Origin of the sequence: Nostoc sp. C117, from assembly GCF_043099735.1 — a bacterium.
Classification (GTDB): Bacteria; Cyanobacteriota; Cyanobacteriia; order Cyanobacteriales; family Nostocaceae; genus Nostoc.
The window spans coordinates 18595-35428 of the sequence record NZ_CP170991.1 but is presented as its reverse complement, the minus strand read 5'-3'; the positions used below and the strand labels follow the sequence as shown (position 1 = coordinate 35428).

14 protein-coding genes are annotated in these 16834 nt (G+C 40.5%); 7 read left to right on the top strand and 7 right to left on the bottom strand.

Annotated elements, in window-relative coordinates; translation table 11 throughout:
- The first annotated feature begins 77 nt into the window (after positions 1-77).
- Positions 78-2615 carry a GUN4 domain-containing protein gene (locus ACFG4S_RS01925; protein WP_392533217.1) on the top strand — a complete coding sequence of 846 codons (2538 nt, stop codon included), beginning with the start codon at positions 78-80 and terminating at the stop codon, positions 2613-2615.
- Between the two features lie 190 nt (positions 2616-2805).
- On the opposite strand, the gene ACFG4S_RS01920 is transcribed toward ACFG4S_RS01925, so the two are convergent.
- Both ACFG4S_RS01920 and ACFG4S_RS01915 read right to left on the bottom strand, forming a co-directional pair.
- Positions 2806-3240: a hypothetical protein gene (locus tag ACFG4S_RS01920; protein WP_392533216.1), complete on the bottom strand. Its 435-nt coding sequence runs from the start codon at positions 3238-3240 to the stop codon at positions 2806-2808.
- Positions 3194-3496 carry a hypothetical protein gene (locus ACFG4S_RS01915; protein ID WP_392533215.1) on the bottom strand — a complete coding sequence of 101 codons (303 nt, stop codon included), beginning with the start codon at positions 3494-3496 and terminating at the stop codon, positions 3194-3196. Before ACFG4S_RS01915 ends, ACFG4S_RS01920 begins: the two co-directional genes overlap by 47 nt.
- A gap of 449 nt (positions 3497-3945) precedes the next feature.
- On the opposite strand from ACFG4S_RS01915, the gene ACFG4S_RS01910 reads away from it, so the two are divergent.
- Positions 3946-4251, top strand: a complete 306-nt coding sequence (locus tag ACFG4S_RS01910) for a hypothetical protein (protein WP_392533214.1) — start codon at positions 3946-3948, stop codon at positions 4249-4251.
- A 172-nt stretch (positions 4252-4423) separates the two neighbouring features.
- Here ACFG4S_RS01910 and ACFG4S_RS01905 read toward each other — a convergent pair whose 3' ends face one another.
- Together ACFG4S_RS01905 and ACFG4S_RS01900 are read right to left on the bottom strand one after the other, a co-directional pair.
- Entirely contained in the window at positions 4424-4849 is a 426-nt protein-coding gene (locus tag ACFG4S_RS01905) for a type II toxin-antitoxin system VapC family toxin (RefSeq protein WP_392533213.1), read from the bottom strand.
- Between the two features lie 7 nt (positions 4850-4856).
- Entirely contained in the window at positions 4857-5072 is a 216-nt protein-coding gene (locus ACFG4S_RS01900) for a hypothetical protein (protein ID WP_392533212.1), read from the bottom strand.
- 299 nt (positions 5073-5371) lie between these two features.
- On the opposite strand from ACFG4S_RS01900, the gene hflX reads away from it, so the two are divergent.
- Together hflX and ACFG4S_RS01890 are read left to right on the top strand one after the other, a co-directional pair.
- Positions 5372-7117, top strand: a complete 1746-nt coding sequence (hflX, locus tag ACFG4S_RS01895) for a GTPase HflX (RefSeq protein WP_392536146.1) — start codon at positions 5372-5374, stop codon at positions 7115-7117.
- Between the two features lie 520 nt (positions 7118-7637).
- Positions 7638-8519, top strand: coding sequence for a 2OG-Fe(II) oxygenase (locus tag ACFG4S_RS01890; protein WP_392533211.1), 882 nt, complete (start codon positions 7638-7640; stop codon positions 8517-8519).
- Between the two features lie 536 nt (positions 8520-9055).
- On the opposite strand, the gene ACFG4S_RS01885 is transcribed toward ACFG4S_RS01890, so the two are convergent.
- Positions 9056-9421: a hypothetical protein gene (locus ACFG4S_RS01885; protein ID WP_392533210.1), complete on the bottom strand. Its 366-nt coding sequence runs from the start codon at positions 9419-9421 to the stop codon at positions 9056-9058.
- On the opposite strand from ACFG4S_RS01885, the gene ACFG4S_RS01880 reads away from it, so the two are divergent.
- Positions 9387-10571 (top strand): XDD4 family exosortase-dependent surface protein, encoded by a 1185-nt coding sequence (locus tag ACFG4S_RS01880; RefSeq protein WP_392533209.1) that lies wholly within the window; start codon positions 9387-9389, stop codon positions 10569-10571. The two genes, ACFG4S_RS01885 and ACFG4S_RS01880, sit on opposite strands and share 35 nt — an antisense overlap.
- 888 nt (positions 10572-11459) lie before the next feature.
- On the top strand, positions 11460-12464 hold the full coding sequence (locus tag ACFG4S_RS01875) for a saccharopine dehydrogenase-like oxidoreductase (RefSeq protein ID WP_392533208.1): 1005 nt from the start codon (positions 11460-11462) through the stop codon (positions 12462-12464).
- A 37-nt stretch (positions 12465-12501) separates the two neighbouring features.
- Here the strand turns inward: ACFG4S_RS01875 and ACFG4S_RS01870 are convergent, their stop codons facing one another.
- Together ACFG4S_RS01870 and typA are read right to left on the bottom strand one after the other, a co-directional pair.
- Entirely contained in the window at positions 12502-12678 is a 177-nt protein-coding gene (locus ACFG4S_RS01870) for a hypothetical protein (protein WP_392533207.1), read from the bottom strand.
- 243 nt (positions 12679-12921) lie between these two features.
- On the bottom strand, positions 12922-14712 hold the full coding sequence (gene typA / locus ACFG4S_RS01865) for a translational GTPase TypA (protein ID WP_392533206.1): 1791 nt from the start codon (positions 14710-14712) through the stop codon (positions 12922-12924).
- 691 nt (positions 14713-15403) lie between these two features.
- Between typA and ACFG4S_RS01860 the strand changes: the two genes are divergently transcribed.
- Positions 15404-16774, top strand: coding sequence for a protein kinase (locus tag ACFG4S_RS01860; protein WP_392533205.1), 1371 nt, complete (start codon positions 15404-15406; stop codon positions 16772-16774).
- Positions 16775-16834 lie beyond the last annotated feature (60 nt).

The window sequence follows — 16834 nt, the reverse complement described above, 5'->3', positions numbered from 1 at the left end:
TTTCCATGCGTTATTTAACGACTGCAACTGGGAAAAATAAGATGTAAGGCAAAATCTAACTTAAAAAATAGGTGTTTATGTCGCAACCAGAACCTAATATACTGCAACTTGCTACACAAGGTAATCCAAAAGCTATTGCAACTATAATAAACAAACAACTAGAGCCTAAAGGTATCATTGCTCAAGTTGATTTAAAAGATAACTGCTTACAAATTCTTATAGAAGCAATTCAATTGCCGCCACAACACATTATAGTTGAATACTTCCGTAAGTCTTTCAAACACTTGGGTGCTACTGCAATCAAAACTATTAAAGTTTATGGAAAACGACCGGGAGAAGTATTTTTTGATTGGCATGAATTATTTGATTTAGTAGAAGCACCAGGACAAGAACTATTGAAAATGGCTAAATCTGGTGATATTCAATCAATAACTATTGTGATAAATCAGTGCTTAAAAAATCAAGGCATTATAGCCAAAGTAAATTTAAAAGATAGTTGCTTGCGAGTAATGCTAGAAGCAGAAGAAGCTATAAATCAACAATTAATAGTTCCAATACTAATTAATGAATTGGAACTATTAGCCATCGAATCTATTAATAAATTAATAGTATACGGCAAACAAACTAATGAAGACTTTCCAGTATGGCATCAAGAAATTAACTATAATTTATTAACTAACAACTCAGAAAAAACAGTAGAATCTTTAGCTTTAGTCTCAATTAATGAGACTGAAGTTAAAGATATTATAAATGTAAGCCTTAGACAAATTGAAAATATAGATTATGTCAAGTTATCAAACTATCTATATTATGAATTTCTACAAAATAGAATATATGAACCTCTATCAGTTAGGTTCAAAGCTGAAGAAGAAGAAAATACAATTCATGGGATAGTGAATGCGTTTAATATTTCTACTCTAGAAGAAGATATCAAGCTGTCCATAAGGCAAATAGAAAAGCAAATTGTAAAAACATTAGAAGATATGTTCTGTATCACTTTAGATATAAACCAAGTAGAAAGAATATTTTATGATATTTCAAGTTATAGGTTTTCTAATCTAAAAAATGCAATTAAACAGATGGAAAAAGCTATACAGGAAGTTTTAAATTTTAATTTTCCTGAAGAAACAAACGAGTTAAAAGCCTTCTTTAAAGGAGCCGTAGAAGGAGCCGTAGATGGTCTTACAGGAAGAATAAAATTTACAGAAGTAATTGTAGGGGGTGTAATTGGTAATCTTATTATACCAGGATTAGGGGGTGTAATTGGTGGTGCAGTTGGAGGGTGGTTTGCCGGTAATAAGGAACAAAAGAGAATGGAAGAGATTATTAATAAATATGATATAGCGAAAACAAAACTAGATGAGGAATTCAAAATTTTATTCCAAAATTGTTATGAGGATATTTCTAAGTTAATTAATAGTTTATATAAAACAAACCTTATTGAATATCAATATTTTCTAAAATCGGAAGAAGTTAATAGACAAGGAAACAATTATCTAGATAATAAAAATATTATAGAAGCTATTAATTTTTACGATACAGCCATCAACTTAAATCCTCATCATTACGTAGCTTGGCTTAATAAAGGTTATGCTTTAGAGTTATTAGGTAAGCCTGAAGAAGCAATTAATGCCTTGGAACAATCTCTTAAAATTAATAATGAATTTATAATTGCTTTGGAAAACAAAATAAGGATTTTACAATTTTATCAACAATATGAACCTGTCCTTTTACTATGTGATAATGCTATTTCTCAAGGTTATAATACTTTTAATATTTTAAGTGAAAAAAGTTTTTCTCTCAATAAATTAGAGAGATACCAAGAAGCAATTAAAGTTTGTGATACAGCTATATCAATTTATTCTTCTAGTCCTTATATATATCAGTGTTTTATACAGAAAGCTGCCTGTATAATATGTATGGGTGATTCAGAACTTGCTCTAGAAAATCTAAAAGAAGCCATAACATTAAATCCAGAAAAGTCCCAAGAAATAATAAAAGTTAGTCCGAGCTTTGAGAACCTAAAAAATGATGAAAGATTTATAGCATTGATGGAATCATCTGTGGGTGTAGATTATAGTAATTTGAAGAAACTATTAGCAGAAAATAAATGGAAAGAAGCTGATATAGAAACAGCAAAACTCATGTGTTTGGCAGTTAATAATTATGATAAAAGACTTTATATACTTCATATCGTGAAGTATGTTAGAGCATATACAGAGTTGAATAACGAACAAATTGTTAAAATACCAGCTATAGATTTAAATACAATTGATAAGCTTTGGCTAAATTACAGTAAAGGAAAATTTGGGTTTTCAGTGCAAAAAGAAATCTATCAAAGTTTAGGTGGAACTAAAGAATTTAATGGTGAAATACGAGATAAATTTGGAGTATCAGTAGGATGGAGAACCCGTAATGAGAATGGTAACTACTTCTGGCGTAATTCAGACGATTGTTATTATCATATTGACACTATTGCACTAAGAGGACATCTTCCTAGTTGTTTGTGGGCAGGTATTAATGATGGCTTGTTTCAAGAAAACAGAAGGGATAGGCTCATTACCCTGTTTTACCATTTAGAAGCTAGTGGTATTGTCAATATTTCAAAACAGTAATTATTCTCTAGGTTTCTCAACTTACTCAGCCGAAGTGTATGATAAAAAATGCTTAGAAGTATATCAGCACATTGATGATAATTGCTCAGGACAAGGAAGTACTATCTACAAGGTATAAAAGTATTTAGTCTTTTCTAAAAAACCCTTAATACCGCTTTTTATATCTTCCCTGTAATAACCTGAATATTACTTAATTAGATACTACTAACTCTCTCCTATGGATATTATCAGTCTCCTCAAAATCGAAATCAAACAGATACTCTTCTAAAGAATTGATTAATTTTTTAGCTGCTAAATCCTTATTTATTTGCAGCTTTGATTGACCTGCTTCTATTTCCTCATCATTAATACAAGCTTCAGGCAACGGGTAGTTACTGAACAGTTTTACCGTAGCGGGTTCAGTATTAGGTCTTGCTCTACCTACTGCTTGTCTTAATTCTGACTCAATGAAATAAAATTGTATGTTTCTCAAATCCTTATTATCATAGGTGCTAATCCAAAATTGATAACCATTATGAACTACTTGCTGCTGTCTAAAATGATATAAACCTTTGTTGTTAAAGTCTGCTGTACTTACTTTAATACCTAAAACAGAAGCATATAAACCAATAACGATAGGCTTCACTAACTTGTTTAGCTTTTCTGAGTGCGTTAGCTATCCCATCCATCGTAAAAGCGCAGTTACACGCTTTAGCTACACGCTTATCACCGAGTTTGAATTGTAGAAGGATATAAGTACCACTAGCTTTACTGTCTTTTTTGAGTCCTATTCCTTTAGGTGTTTGGTTTTGTGCTTCCTTAAAGAAGTCTAGCAAACGTTCATAACCTATGAGATGATTGGCTATATCGCTTGGTGTGACTTGCTTATGATTTTCTCTCATCTTTCTCTCAACTTGCCTAGTGAAGTCAGAGAAAACTGAGAAAATGCTAGTTATATCGTTCTTAACCAGATTCCGGTTCTGTGGGTCGGGGGTTCAAATCCCTCCGCGCTCGTTACCTTTTGTACATTAACTAATTATTTGTCAATTTAACAAAATATTGTCACAATATTATAAATATCTAAACCCCTGATATAGCAAGGATTAGTCAAGGTTTCTCCTATTTAAGACAGTTATAACGATCTAAGTTGTTATTCAGTAATTAGATGTCAAATACCAGATATTTGACAATTTACTTGTCAATTACCAGAAACCTGGAAAAATCATAAATTTTCAGAAATTAACAAATTATTTGTCACTCAAGTAGTATGTAAAACTATCTTTTAGATACGATCGCTACTTACTTTAATATAACGTGAGTTCGACAGCGATCGCAAAGACAGTTGGAGGCTTTGACTACTGTAGTAGGAGTTGAGGCGGATAGATTAACGCAGATGTTACCTCCTGCTCAAGTAGGGATGAAGCTTGAGCCAATAAGGTTATGTGCATCTTGTTATACTGAGTCTCCTTGTCACAAAATTGAGTGGCAGTTGAAGGTAAAGCAGGGGTGCGGTCGCCATAAATTACATTCACTTTCAGAATGTCCTAACTGCGGTGGAAGGTTTAAAATTCCAGCGTTGTGGATAGATGGACATTGCCAGAGGTGTTTTATGAGATTTACAGAAATGGGAAATTATCAAAAATCTGTCGAAGTTTGACATATTGTTTCAACTTTGTCTAAATGCGATCGCTCTTACATTATTTTTCTAAAGGTTATAAATTGCCCCATTCTGAGCTAACCAGGATTGAGGTTTTTCGGAATCGGTTCTATTTCTGCTTCTTCATCAGAATCTTCGCCACTTTTAAATTTCTGAATCATTAGTCCCCAATTTACGGCAAATTTTCTCGCAATAATGCTCGAAAACCTGCTTGTTGAAAATGCTCGTCAGCAGTTAATGCTTCAGTGATTCCGCTATATTCCATCACAATAAAAGACACGCAATCGACAAATCCCCATTCTTTCTCAGTTTGTTCGCAATAAAGCTGAAAAGCCCGTTCGTAGATTTCCTGAGAAAGCGGGACAATTTCTACTTTAGAATCTGCTACTAAAGAATTTAATAATACGATCGCCGCCTGACGATAAGGTAGTTGGGATAAGGCATTACCAATTTCCAACATGACTGCTTGTGTTGTCACTAAACGGCTTTCTGCTGCTTGTAACATTTTAGCCAGATGTAAGGCACGGTCATGCAAGCGATCGCTTGGTGCAGATAAGGCAATAGCAAATGATGTATCTAGAAAGACTTCAGAATGCATGAAAAGTTTATTTAGCGTATAAATATTTATCTATATTGGCAGACCAGTCAGGCGATCCTTCGAGGTTGAGCGATCGCGCTGTTTGCAGAAATGATGCCGTTTGTTCTTCATGAGGCGGTAAAATTTCAATACTAATTCGCACACGGGTATTGGTTGGTAGTGCGATCGGTTCAGCAGGATAGAACACTTTGCCATTAAACACAGCTGTGATTTTCTCTACCATTTTCCTCAAAAAATGCTTTTAGTCTATACTAAGCTGCTTATGGTTATACGGGTAGATTAAACGATGCAATCACTAATTGAAGATTGCTGAGTTCTGAGTACTGAGTTAAAAGACCGCCCACAAGGGGCGGGGCAAAAACCCAACTGCAAAAGTACTGAGTACTCTTTTTCTTACTCAGCACGGGCTAAACGCCCCGCTACCGCTAACAGCACTCATAGGAGAAAGTTTGCAGCCTAAACTCTGTTGTAAAATAAAGATAATCAGGATTCGGGGGGCCATTTAACTGGTCATAAACGCCTATAGAGACTATTTTTGGAAATCTCCAAGGTCTAAAGAGTAGCCAGCTGAAGCAACTACAGCGGCTTTATCACCAGCGCATACCAGGCGATCGCATCACTACGTCTGAGTTTTCCCAGCGGCTGGCAGCAATTAGCACAGAAGTCAATCAGCCTGTATGCGCCTACATCAACCGTCGCGGACAAGTGATTCGCGTCGGCGTAGGTACACCGCGTCAAACGCAAATTCCACCAATGGAATTGCCGCGTTATGGTGCGGAACGACTCAGCGGTATTCGTTGTATTGCCACCCATCTTAAGCCAGAACCTCCCAATGAAGCGGCACTGACAGCTATGGCGCTACAGCGTTTAGATGCTCTAGTAGTACTAAACATCACTGGGACTGGATTTACACGGCGGGGAGGTGGTGCTACTGGATATGTCAAAGAAGCTTATCTAGCTCATCTAATACCTCAAGAGTCTCGCACCTTGATTACTAGTCCTGCTGCATTGAACTTTGACCAGAGCCAAAGCCAATCCCCAGCTTGGAATATATCGCCACCTCTTGGTTTAGACGATCTGGCTGAGCAAGATTTAGTAGACTTGGTGGAAAATCTGGAAGCAGAATTCCAACGAGAATTTATTGCTCAGGAAGTAGATGCAGACCACGATCGCGTCCTGATTGTCGGGCTGATGACTAGTGAAATGACTCCCTTACAATTCCAAGACACCTTAGCAGAATTAGCCCGTTTAGTTGATACGGCTGGGGGAGATGTATTGCAGACAATACAACAAAAGCGATCGCGCATTCATCCCCAAACAGTAGTAGGCGAAGGTAAGGTGCAAGAAATTGCCCTAACTGCCCAAACATTAGGAGTCAATCTCGTCGTCTTTGACCGCGACCTTTCACCCTCTCAAGTCCGCAATTTAGAAGCACAAATTGGCGTTCGCGTAGTTGACCGCACCGAAGTAATTTTGGATATCTTTGCCCAACGCGCTCAGTCCCGTGCTGGTAAATTGCAAGTAGAACTAGCACAGTTAGAATATATGCAACCTCGACTGGCTGGTAGAGGTCGTACCATGTCCCGATTAGGTGGTGGTATTGGGACTCGTGGTCCTGGTGAAACTAAACTGGAAACCGAACGGCGTGCCATTATGCAGCGTATTTCCCGGCTGCAAAAAGAAGTGAACCAGTTACAAGCCCATCGTTCGCGTTTACGACAGCGACGACAGCATCAAGAAGTTCCCTCAGTAGCCTTGGTTGGGTACACCAACGCTGGCAAATCTACCCTGTTAAATGCTCTGACTAACGCAGAAGTTTATACAGCCGATCAGCTATTTGCTACTCTCGATCCTACTACCCGCCGCTTAGTAATTCCTCATGGCGAAAGTGATGAACCTCAAGAAATTCTGATCACAGATACAGTAGGGTTCATACACGAACTACCTACATCTTTAATGGATGCCTTCCGTGCCACCTTAGAGGAAGTGACAGAAGCCGATGCGCTGCTACATTTAGTCGATTTATCTCACCCAGCTTGGTTGCGTCATATTCGTTCAGTCAGAGAAATATTGGCACAAATGCCAATAACTCCTGGTCCAGCACTGGTTATTTTTAACAAAATCGATCGAGCTAACAGTGAGACACTAGCTTTAGCTAGAGAAGAATTTCCCCTCGCAGTATTTATTTCAGCAAGTCAGCGGTTGGGATTAGAAACCCTACGCCAGCGCCTTGCACAGCTGATTGAATATGCGGTTGACTCTCGGTAAATACCGAAAGAAATTTTGAATTTCTAGTTTAGAATGCCTTATTTAACATAAATACGGCATTTTTTATTGAAATCTCCTCGTCTTTCAATACTTGTCGGTTAAGGGGAAAAGGGGAAAGAAAAAACCTTTAACCTTTTCCCTTTAACCTTTTCCCCAAACCCAATTCCGAGTTAAAAATTGCTTAACCGAGCAGTATTGCCTCGTCTTTGCCTCCTCCTGTCTCAGCGTTAGTCTAAATGATAAGTATTCAAGCGGACATAATATTACTGATGCTTAATCGAGGTATGTGGAATTTGCTGAATGACAATATTACAAAAGACGTGCTAGAACAATTGATTAATGGTATTTTTCTGTTTGTAACTGATACAGTGATTACATTTATTTGGTGAATAAAGTCTAAAGGTGTATAAGACTTTAAGCTCTGAACTTATTCTTAACTGATTTTATAAGTACTGTATCAAGCCTTTCAGAAGAATTTTTAAAATTATCTCCGTTATTAACAACATAGAAAACAAGGTTTATGCAATTGGCTTCACAGCAATTTGAGTCGAAAGATGTCAAAGTACAGCTTCTTTTAACTGGAGGACATCAATACACCGTTTATTTAAAATCAGATGCACCTTTACTGAATAGTCTTTTAACAAAAATTGTAGCTCGTGCCTACAAACAAGAATCTGATTTAGAGAATTTATTCCAAATTCCCATCAATGAAGGCCGCTCGGTTTTGTGTTTTCCGAGCGAACATCTTGTAGGCGTGGTTACAGAACCCCCAATTTTTGTACAGCAATCAGACAAAATACAACCGCAAAATGATTATATTTTGGCTTCTGATTATATACAAATAGATAATTTTCTTAAACCACAAGAACACAAAGACTTACTCAAATACGTTCTGGAAAAAGAGTCAGTTTTTTTGCCAAGTAATACTTCCACAAAGGATATTAACTATCGCCAATCAATGGTTGTCTATTCATTCCCTGAATTTTCCGAACTGATATTAAAGAGAATTCAAGCAATGATTCCTGATATCATAAGCAAATTAAACTTACCATCCTTTTCTGTATCACAAATTGAAAGCCAACTAACTGCACATAATGATGGTAACTATTACAAAATTCATAATGATAATGGGAGTCCAGATACTGCTACTAGAGAACTAACATACGTTTATTACTTTTATCAAGAACCAAAATCATTTTCTGGTGGCGAGTTGCTGATATACGACAGTAAAATCGAAAATAACGTATATGTAAATGCTGAGACATTCAAAACAATCGAACCTCTGAACAACAGCATTGTATTCTTCCTCAGCCGTTATATGCACGAAGTACTGCCTGTTAATTGTCCCTCTCAAGCTTTTGCAGATAGTCGATTTACTATCAATGGCTGGGTGCGTAGATAATAAAAATAAGTATAATCACTGTATACTACCACAATGAATATTTTAACTTTAGGGAAGGCGATCGCCTTCCCTAATTTATTGCAAACTCATAGTCAATCGACTTTCTAGGTAATATCTTTCATTGCATTATAAATAGTCTATCAAAATTACTTAAGTAATTTATTTATAAGTTTAAAGTAAAGATTTGTTTACCAATTAAAACTAGAAATATTACGTAATTTAATCAAAATGTTTCTCCTAGTATAAACACTTTAACGTTGTAAATTAATCGTAGATAAGTCATTTATTTATTGTGCTATTAAATTCTTGATGAAGCTTTAAATAAACAGTAGTATGTCTCTTTTTTTTGTGCCATTTTGGATCAGTGAATGATGTCAATAACGCTCGTATAAACATCATTATCTTGGAAGCTTTTCCATATCTTGTTTAAGACAAAGAGGTTTGATTTACATGTCTCAACCATATTCAAAAAAAATAGTTGGTTATATCAGCTGTGGTCTATTATCATTCACCTTGGCTTTAGGATCACAAATACCTCAAGCACAGGCCGGTAACGGCAATGGTAACGGCAACGGTAATAGTAACAGCAACAAAAATACACCGACACCAGCACCTGCGCCAGCACCTGCGCCAGCACCTGTACCAGCACCTGCGCCAGCACCTGTACCAGCACCTGCGCCAGCACCTGTACCAGCACCTGCGCCAGCACCTGTACCAGCACCTGCGCCAGCACCTGTACCAGCACCTGCGCCAGCACCTGTACCAGCACCTGCGCCAGCACCTGTACCAGCACCTGCGCCAGCACCTGTACCAGCACCTGTACCAGCACCTGCGCCAACACCTGCACCTGCGCCAGCACCCAAGAGTTTGGGGTCTATAAGTTTTTCAGCAACAGGAACCAATACCTACGACAAATCTAATGATCCTCTGGCAGCGTCAGTCCTCTTTAATTTCCTAGACAATGGTTTATTGTCACTAACCCTGACTAACAATTCTTCTGTAGGAATCTCAAACCCTTCTGATGTTCTGACATCAGTCTTCTGGGACTATGCTGGTTCTCCCCTAAACAACTTATCGCTAGTTTCGGCTCTGGCTCCGACAGTAACCTCAAGCGCAGGTTCCACCACTACAAAGAATGTCGATCTTCTAGCTCTAAATGAATGGAAATTGCCAAACACGAGTAATACTGGAGGACTTCCTGGTATTGACCAACATTACGGTTTGGGTACAGCTGGCTTAGGCATTTTTCAAGGTGGTGGTGGACAACAATTCAATTACGGCATCATCAGTGGTTACGCTAATGACGCAAATCCAGCCGTTAGTTCGGGGACTTTTGTTCAAAGTTCAGCTACTTTTCTGCTATCAGGGCTAAACTCCAACTTTGACATCACTAAGATTGGCAATATCCGCTTTCAGTACGGTACATCACTAGATGAAACTAGTATAAAACCTGCCACAGCGCCAGCACCCGCACCTGCGCCAGCGCCAGCGCCAGCACCCGCACCCGCACCCGCGCCAGCACCTGCGCCAGCGCCAGCACCAGCACCAGCACCTGCGCCAGCGCCAGCACCCGCACCAGCACCCGCACCCGCGCCAGCACCCGCACCCGCGCCAGCGCCAGCACCCGCGCCAGCGCCAGCACCCGCGCCAGCGCCAGCACCCGCGCCAGCGCCAGCACCCGCGCCAGCGCCAGCACCCGCGCCAGCGCCAGCACCCGCGCCAGCGCCAGCACCTGCACCAGCACCTGCACCCGCACCAGCACCCGCACCAGCACCCGCACCAGCACCTGCGCCAGCGCCAGCACCCGCACCAGCACCTGCGCCAGCGCCAGCACCCGCACCTGCGCCAGCACCCGCACCTGCGCCAGCACCTGCGCCAGCGCCAGCACCCGCACCTGCGCCAGCACCTGCACCTACGCCAGCGCCACCTTACTATCAACCTCCTGCACCTCAACCGAAAAAAGTACCTGAACCTAGTACAACCGCAGCATTAGGATTATTAGGCTTGGGTGTTTTCGGACTCCAGAAGAAAAACAAAAAAAATCTTCCCTAAACTTAAATTGCACAGCTAAATTTTAGGAGCAGGGATCTCAAAAATGGGTTTAGAGGAGCGTAAGCACTTCTAAACCCATTTTTGTTAGAGGCTAAGAAACCCTAAACTAAAGGAACTCCAAGAAATAAAAACAACCGCTTAAAGTTGCTGAGTGTGGTCACTGAATCTTGACTCACTTCGACGCCGCTCAGTGCAAGTCGCTCGATTTGAGCGTTGGTCATTGAGCGTAGTCGAAATGAGCCGAAATGAGCCGAAGTGTTGACTGTGAGCAGTGGGATATTTTTTTATTTGTCAGTCCCTCATACCGTTTCACTTTAAGATTGATACAGATTCTTGCAGGGGGAGCAATAATAGTGATTTATTTCTAAGCTAATCGGCATTTTAGTTGCATAAAAGCAAGGCTGAAGCCCTTACTACAAGGGAATCATTCGGGAAAAATGAATGACGATTAGCTTATCAATAATTTCGTGAAATTGTATAACAACACACTCAGTTTTATTGTTTCTATAGGACTCATATTTGATTTTTGAACAAAACTCAGCACACCTTTATTCCTTCTTCCCAGTCCCCAGCGATGCACTGAGCTTGTCGTTGGCACAGTCTCTCGCAGAGAAGTGTCCCCATTACCCCTTATCCCCAGAGGGAACCCCACCTTCTCCAGTCCCTTATTTCTACGAGTGATGCAAGAATCAAATCGGATTGCTATATCTCAGTGAGCTGCTTTGCCAGTAATATTTCCAGCCCAAGCCATCAACCAAGAATTTCTGATAAAAAACAACACTGGGAATGTAAGAACCCAGGATAATGAATGATAATTAACCTCTATAGCTAGCTTATAGCCATCAGCATCTCAGTTGATGGCTTTTAACTCAACTCAAAAAATTGACTATGAATACAGAACAAGCGAACAAAACAATCCGCGTCGGAGTACTGGGGTTTGGTGGATTAGGACAAGCAGCGGCCAAGCTACTTGCTGGGAAACACGAAATGATTTTAGTCGCAGTGGCAGATCAAAAAGGCTACGCTTACGCTGCTGAGGGTTTAAATACTGAAGAATGCATCGCCACTTACCAGTCACAAGGTTCAGTAGGTTATTTAGAGCCAGTTGGTACTTTAACAAATCGTAGTATTCAAGATTTAATCGAAATAGCTCAACCAGTAGATGGATATTTTCTAGCTTTACCCAACTTACCAAATGATTTTATTCCCTCTGTTGCCAAGCAGTTTATCGAATCCGGTTGGCGCGGGGTGCTAGTGGATGCAATTAAGCGCACCAGTGCTGTAGAACAGTTACTGGCGATGAAAGAAGAACTGCAAGCAGCGGGAATTACTTACATGACAGGCTGTGGTGCTACGCCTGGACTGTTAACCGCCGCCGCTGCAATAGCTGCCCAAAGCTATGCCGAAATTCATAAAGTAGAAATTACTTTTGGGGTGGGAATTGCCAACTGGGAGGCTTACCGCGCTACTGTTCGGGAAGATATCGGCCATATGCCTGGTTACACAGTGGAAATTGCTAGGGCGATGACTGACGCAGAAGTAGAAGCACTGCTAGATAAAACTAATGGTGTGCTTACCTTAGAAAATATGGAACACGCCGATGATGTGATGTTAGAAGTAGCGGGAATAGTGGGACGCGATCGCGTTACAGTTGGTGGTGTAGTCGATACCCGCAATCCCAAAAAGCCCCTCAGTACCAACGTTAAAGTAACAGGACGCACCTTTGAAGGTAAAATTTCCACCCATACCTTGACCTTGGGAGATGAAACCAGCATGGCAGCTAATGTCTGCGGTCCTGCTTTCGGCTATCTCAAAGCTGGTAGAAAATTGCATCAACGCGGCATCTATGGAATATTTACTGCTGCCGAAATTATGCCTCAGTTTGTGAAGTAAGCTGCTAGGGGCTAGAATTAAAAAAATTCCCTAGTCCCTAATCACTCTCCTGAATCTCATAAACGGTCAGCAGTTTATCTAAAAGAAGCTGCCCTAACTGTTTTTGCATTTGCCAGGCGCCACGATGCAAGGCAAGATACATGGCTTCTGTCAGGCATGACCAGGTTGTGACGAGAGGCTTTGCCAAACGCATCACTGCAATTTCTATAAGCATTGTGCTGAGGCTGAGTGCGATCTACCAAACAAAGCAGCACCCCTGCATCACAAGTTATATTGTCAAGAATTTTAATTAGCAAATTCTATTTATAGAATGCCTAAAATTACTTCACATATAACGTCAATGCAGTTTAGATTGCACTTCTATTTGATACGGAATAATTTAAACAAAATGCACTAGATAACAAAATAAAAAGCCCACTAATGCGGGCTTTCTAAATTAATTAAGTTATGGCTTTACTTACCGCTTCGCCAACTTTTTCGACATTTTCCGCAGACGAATTGATTGGGGTGTAACTTCCACCAATTCATCGGGGCCAATGTATTCCAAAGCACGCTCTAGGCTCATGTCTATGGGTGCTTGCAGTTGTACTAGTTCATCGCCACCAGCAGCGCGGTGATTGGTTAACTGCTTGGTCTTACAGATATTTAGTTCCAAATCTTGGGGACGATTGTGTTCTCCTACAATCATACCTCTGTAAACCTTTGTACCAGGAGTGATAAAGAATGAACCTCTATCTTCGGCGTTCTTCATGGCGTAGAAGGTAGAAACGCCTTCTTCAAAGGAGATTAAAACGCCTTTGTTACGGGCTTCAATATCGCCACTGAGTTGACGGTAGTCTAAGAAACTGTGGTTCATGATACCTTCACCACGAGTCATCCGCATGAATTCACCCCGGAAACCAATCAAGCCACGGGCGGGAATGACAAATTCTAGCTGGGTGCGATCGCCACTACCTGGTTGCATATCTTGCATTTCGCCTTTGCGTTGTCCCAAGCGTTCGATACAGCTACCCACAGCATCAGCAGGAACGTCCAACACCAAGAGTTCGTAAGGTTCGCAAGGTTGACCATTAACTTCACGGTAAATTACCTGTGGCTGAGATACCTGAAACTCGAAGCCTTCCCGGCGCATGGTTTCGATTAAGATACCCAAGTGCAATTCGCCACGACCGGAAACGAGGAATTTATCGGGAGAATCGGTTTCTTCCACACGCAAAGCTACGTTGGTTTCAAGTTCGCGGAAAAGGCGATCGCGCACTTGTCTTGATGTCACCAACTTACCTTCTTGGCCTGCAAAAGGCGAATCATTCACCCAGAAGGTCATTTGTAAGGTTGGTTCATCCACTTTAATAAGTGGTAAAGCTTGCGGTTCATTGGGGTCAGTAATCGTTTCCCCAATATAAGCATCAGCGAAACCAGCCACCGCGACAATATAACCTGCCGTCGCTTCTTGCATATCTACGCGCTTGAGTCCTTCAAAGCCCATCAACTTGGTAATTTTACCCTTGACAATAGTGCCATCTTCTGTAACTAAAGCAGCTTGCTGTCCTGAGCGGATAGTACCGTTGTGAATTCTGCCAATGACAATCCGTCCCAGATATTCAGAATAATCTAGGGTTGTGACTTGCAATTGCAGAGGCTTGTTGATATCGCCTACTGGTGCTGGAACGTGTTTCAGAATCGCGTTGAACAGAGGTTGCATGTCTACCGATTCGGCTTCCAAGGTTTCCTTAGCAAAACCTCCCATACCAGAAGCAAACAGATAAGGAAAATCACACTGATCTTCATCTGCCCCTAATTCTAAGAACAGATCTAATACTTTATCAACAGCAACGTGGGGGTCAGCTTGCCCACGGTCAATTTTGTTGATTACAACGATGGGGCGTAGCCCTTTTTCTAAAGCTTTTTTCAGTACAAAGCGGGTTTGGGGCATAGGGCCTTCATTGGCATCGACAATCAGAAGACATCCATCAACCATGCCGAGTACGCGTTCGACTTCACCACCAAAGTCAGCGTGTCCAGGAGTATCAACAATATTAATTAGTGTTTCTTTGTAGCGAACTGCTGTATTTTTGGACAGGATAGTAATACCCCGTTCCCGTTCTAGGGCGTTGGAGTCCATAACGCAATCCGGAACGTCTTCGCCTTCGCGGAAAATGCCGGATTGTTTGAGGAGTGCGTCAACCAGCGTGGTTTTGCCGTGGTCAACGTGGGCGATAATGGCGACGTTGCGAATTGGGAGCGTCATAGAAGCTTTTGGTGAACTCTAGAGGGTGTTTATAAGATTTACATTTGAATGCTAGGCTGTTTTAACAGAATTGGGAACGATCGGCAAATTCTGTAAAGAACCTTTAATAATTCTAGCGTAATCGTCACAATTGCGGGGAGTTTTGTAAACCCCACAATGGAGATATGTGGTAATTACGGCATTGGTTGCATAAAAAAAGCGTCTGTGACAAACAGGTGTTACCGGAAGGGCAGTATTACTTTTGAAAATTAGGGTTGATTCGCATAGAGGAATTTAGTCATTGAAATGCTTTGGTGAAAAGTGCGTCTTTGACCAAAATAGATGAAGTTCCTGGCTGCTAAAAGTCAGGTTGTTTCCTGTTTAGGATTAAAGAGAAGCGATCGCCAAGCCTGGTTTTTATTGACTAAAATGGGGTGGGTATCTCTACAAAAATATTCAACTTACACGGAATTATCACAATGTAGAGCTAGATCAATTGTTTAGCAGAGCAAGAAACGATGTCTACGAGGGTCACTGAATCTCGACTCACTTCGACGCCGCTCAGTGCAAGTCGCTCGATTTGAGCGTAGTCGAAATGAGCCGAAGTGCGGGCTACGCCTACGTCATTATCTATGTAGAGACTTTACAATGTAACGCCTCTAGTGAATTTAAGGTATATCCTAAAAACTAATGAAATGACAGCGATAATTATATGGTCTGCTGCCTAAATCCTAATTGCGACAATCCCAAAAATCCTGACGGGGCAAATTTCTGCCTCAGTTGTGGCACAGAGTTGGTATCGCTGTTGAGAAATCGTTACCGAATCATCACACCATTAGGCAGAGGAGGATTTGCACGCACATATATCGCAGAAGATATAGACAAGCTCAATGAACGATGTGTTGTTAAGCAGCTGGTTCTAAGTCAATTTTATGGCAGTCAGGGTAGTCAGGCACATAAAAAAGCGACTGAGTTGTTTGAACGCGAAGCCAAACGTCTTAAAGAACTAGGAGAACATCTGCAAATTCCCAATTTGTATGCATATTTTAAGGAAGCTGAATATCTATATTTAGTGCAGCAGTTTATTGAAGGGCAAAATCTGTTGCAAGAGTTAAAACAGCAGGGAGTTTTTGATGAAGCCAAGATTCGAGATTTTTTAAATGATTTATTATCTGTGCTGGTAGATATACATCAGCAACAAGTAATTCATCGAGATATTAAGCCAGAAAACATTATCCGCCGTCAAAATGATGGGAAATTAGTACTAATTGATTTTGGGGTAGCAAAGCAAAATACCGAACCGACAAACACTACAATAGGGACAATTATTGGTTCATTAGGTTATGCACCGATTGAGCAAATGCAAGCAGGTAAAGTTTTTCTTTCCAGTGATATTTACAGTTTAGGAATAACTTGCTTTTATCTGATGACTAATATATCTCCTTCGAGTTTGTGGATGAAACAAGGCTATGGTTGGACTTCTAATTGGCGGCAGCATTTAACGCAACCCATAAGTCAAGAATTAGAGATGATTCTTAATAAGTCCCTACAAGAAAATCACGAACAGCGTTATCAATCTGCACAGGCTGTCTTACAAGACTTGAAGAAGTTGCCACCGCTAAGGTATACATCAGCTCCTACAGTTATCCCACCTACTCTACCATCAAGATCGCAACCATACAATCAACATACATCAACTCCATATCTACCGCAATTCTCTAACAGTCGATTATTGTCTGGAGCAATAATAGCTGGATCGGGTAGTTCATTTTTAGCGATCGCACTTATCAGTTTTCTCGGAACTACTTGGATTAGCTCTGGATTATGGTTGCTAATTTTAGGAGGATTAGTCTTTATTCAATCTCGCCCACTTCTAGAAAAAACTTATTTAATTGTTATTGCTATCATCGCAAATTTACTTGTTGTCTTTATTTTCAGAAATCTCCTAATTAATAATCTTCTCAACGCTGGTTTAAATGGACTACTGCTCGTAGGATTGCTAGTTATACTGGCAGGTTTGCTGACAGTTATTATTGTGGGTTTGTCTGAAATAATCAACAAACTGATTGCTAAATATCTTTAATTTTTTGGTTTTGCTTAATTGTCATAAATTTCTTTATTTCAGATAAATTTTTTAAAATCT

Excerpts from the sequence above, each read along its gene's own strand:
- ACFG4S_RS01925 (WP_392533217.1), top strand. The coding sequence starts at position 78 with ATGTCGCAACCAGAACCTAATATACTGCAACTTGCTACACAAGGTAAT.
- ACFG4S_RS01870 (WP_392533207.1), bottom strand. The coding sequence starts at position 12,678 with ATGCTTATAGAAATTGCAGTGATGCGTTTGGCAAAGCCTCTCGTCACA.
- ACFG4S_RS01905 (WP_392533213.1), bottom strand. The coding sequence starts at position 4,849 with ATGCATTCTGAAGTCTTTCTAGATACATCATTTGCTATTGCCTTATCT.
- ACFG4S_RS01890 (WP_392533211.1), top strand. The coding sequence starts at position 7,638 with ATGCAATTGGCTTCACAGCAATTTGAGTCGAAAGATGTCAAAGTACAG.
- ACFG4S_RS01875 (WP_392533208.1), top strand. The coding sequence starts at position 11,460 with ATGAATACAGAACAAGCGAACAAAACAATCCGCGTCGGAGTACTGGGG.
- ACFG4S_RS01900 (WP_392533212.1), bottom strand. The coding sequence starts at position 5,072 with ATGGTAGAGAAAATCACAGCTGTGTTTAATGGCAAAGTGTTCTATCCT.
- ACFG4S_RS01860 (WP_392533205.1), top strand. The coding sequence starts at position 15,404 with ATGGTCTGCTGCCTAAATCCTAATTGCGACAATCCCAAAAATCCTGAC.
- typA (WP_392533206.1), bottom strand. The coding sequence starts at position 14,712 with ATGACGCTCCCAATTCGCAACGTCGCCATTATCGCCCACGTTGACCAC.
- ACFG4S_RS01915 (WP_392533215.1), bottom strand. The coding sequence starts at position 3,496 with ATGAGAGAAAATCATAAGCAAGTCACACCAAGCGATATAGCCAATCAT.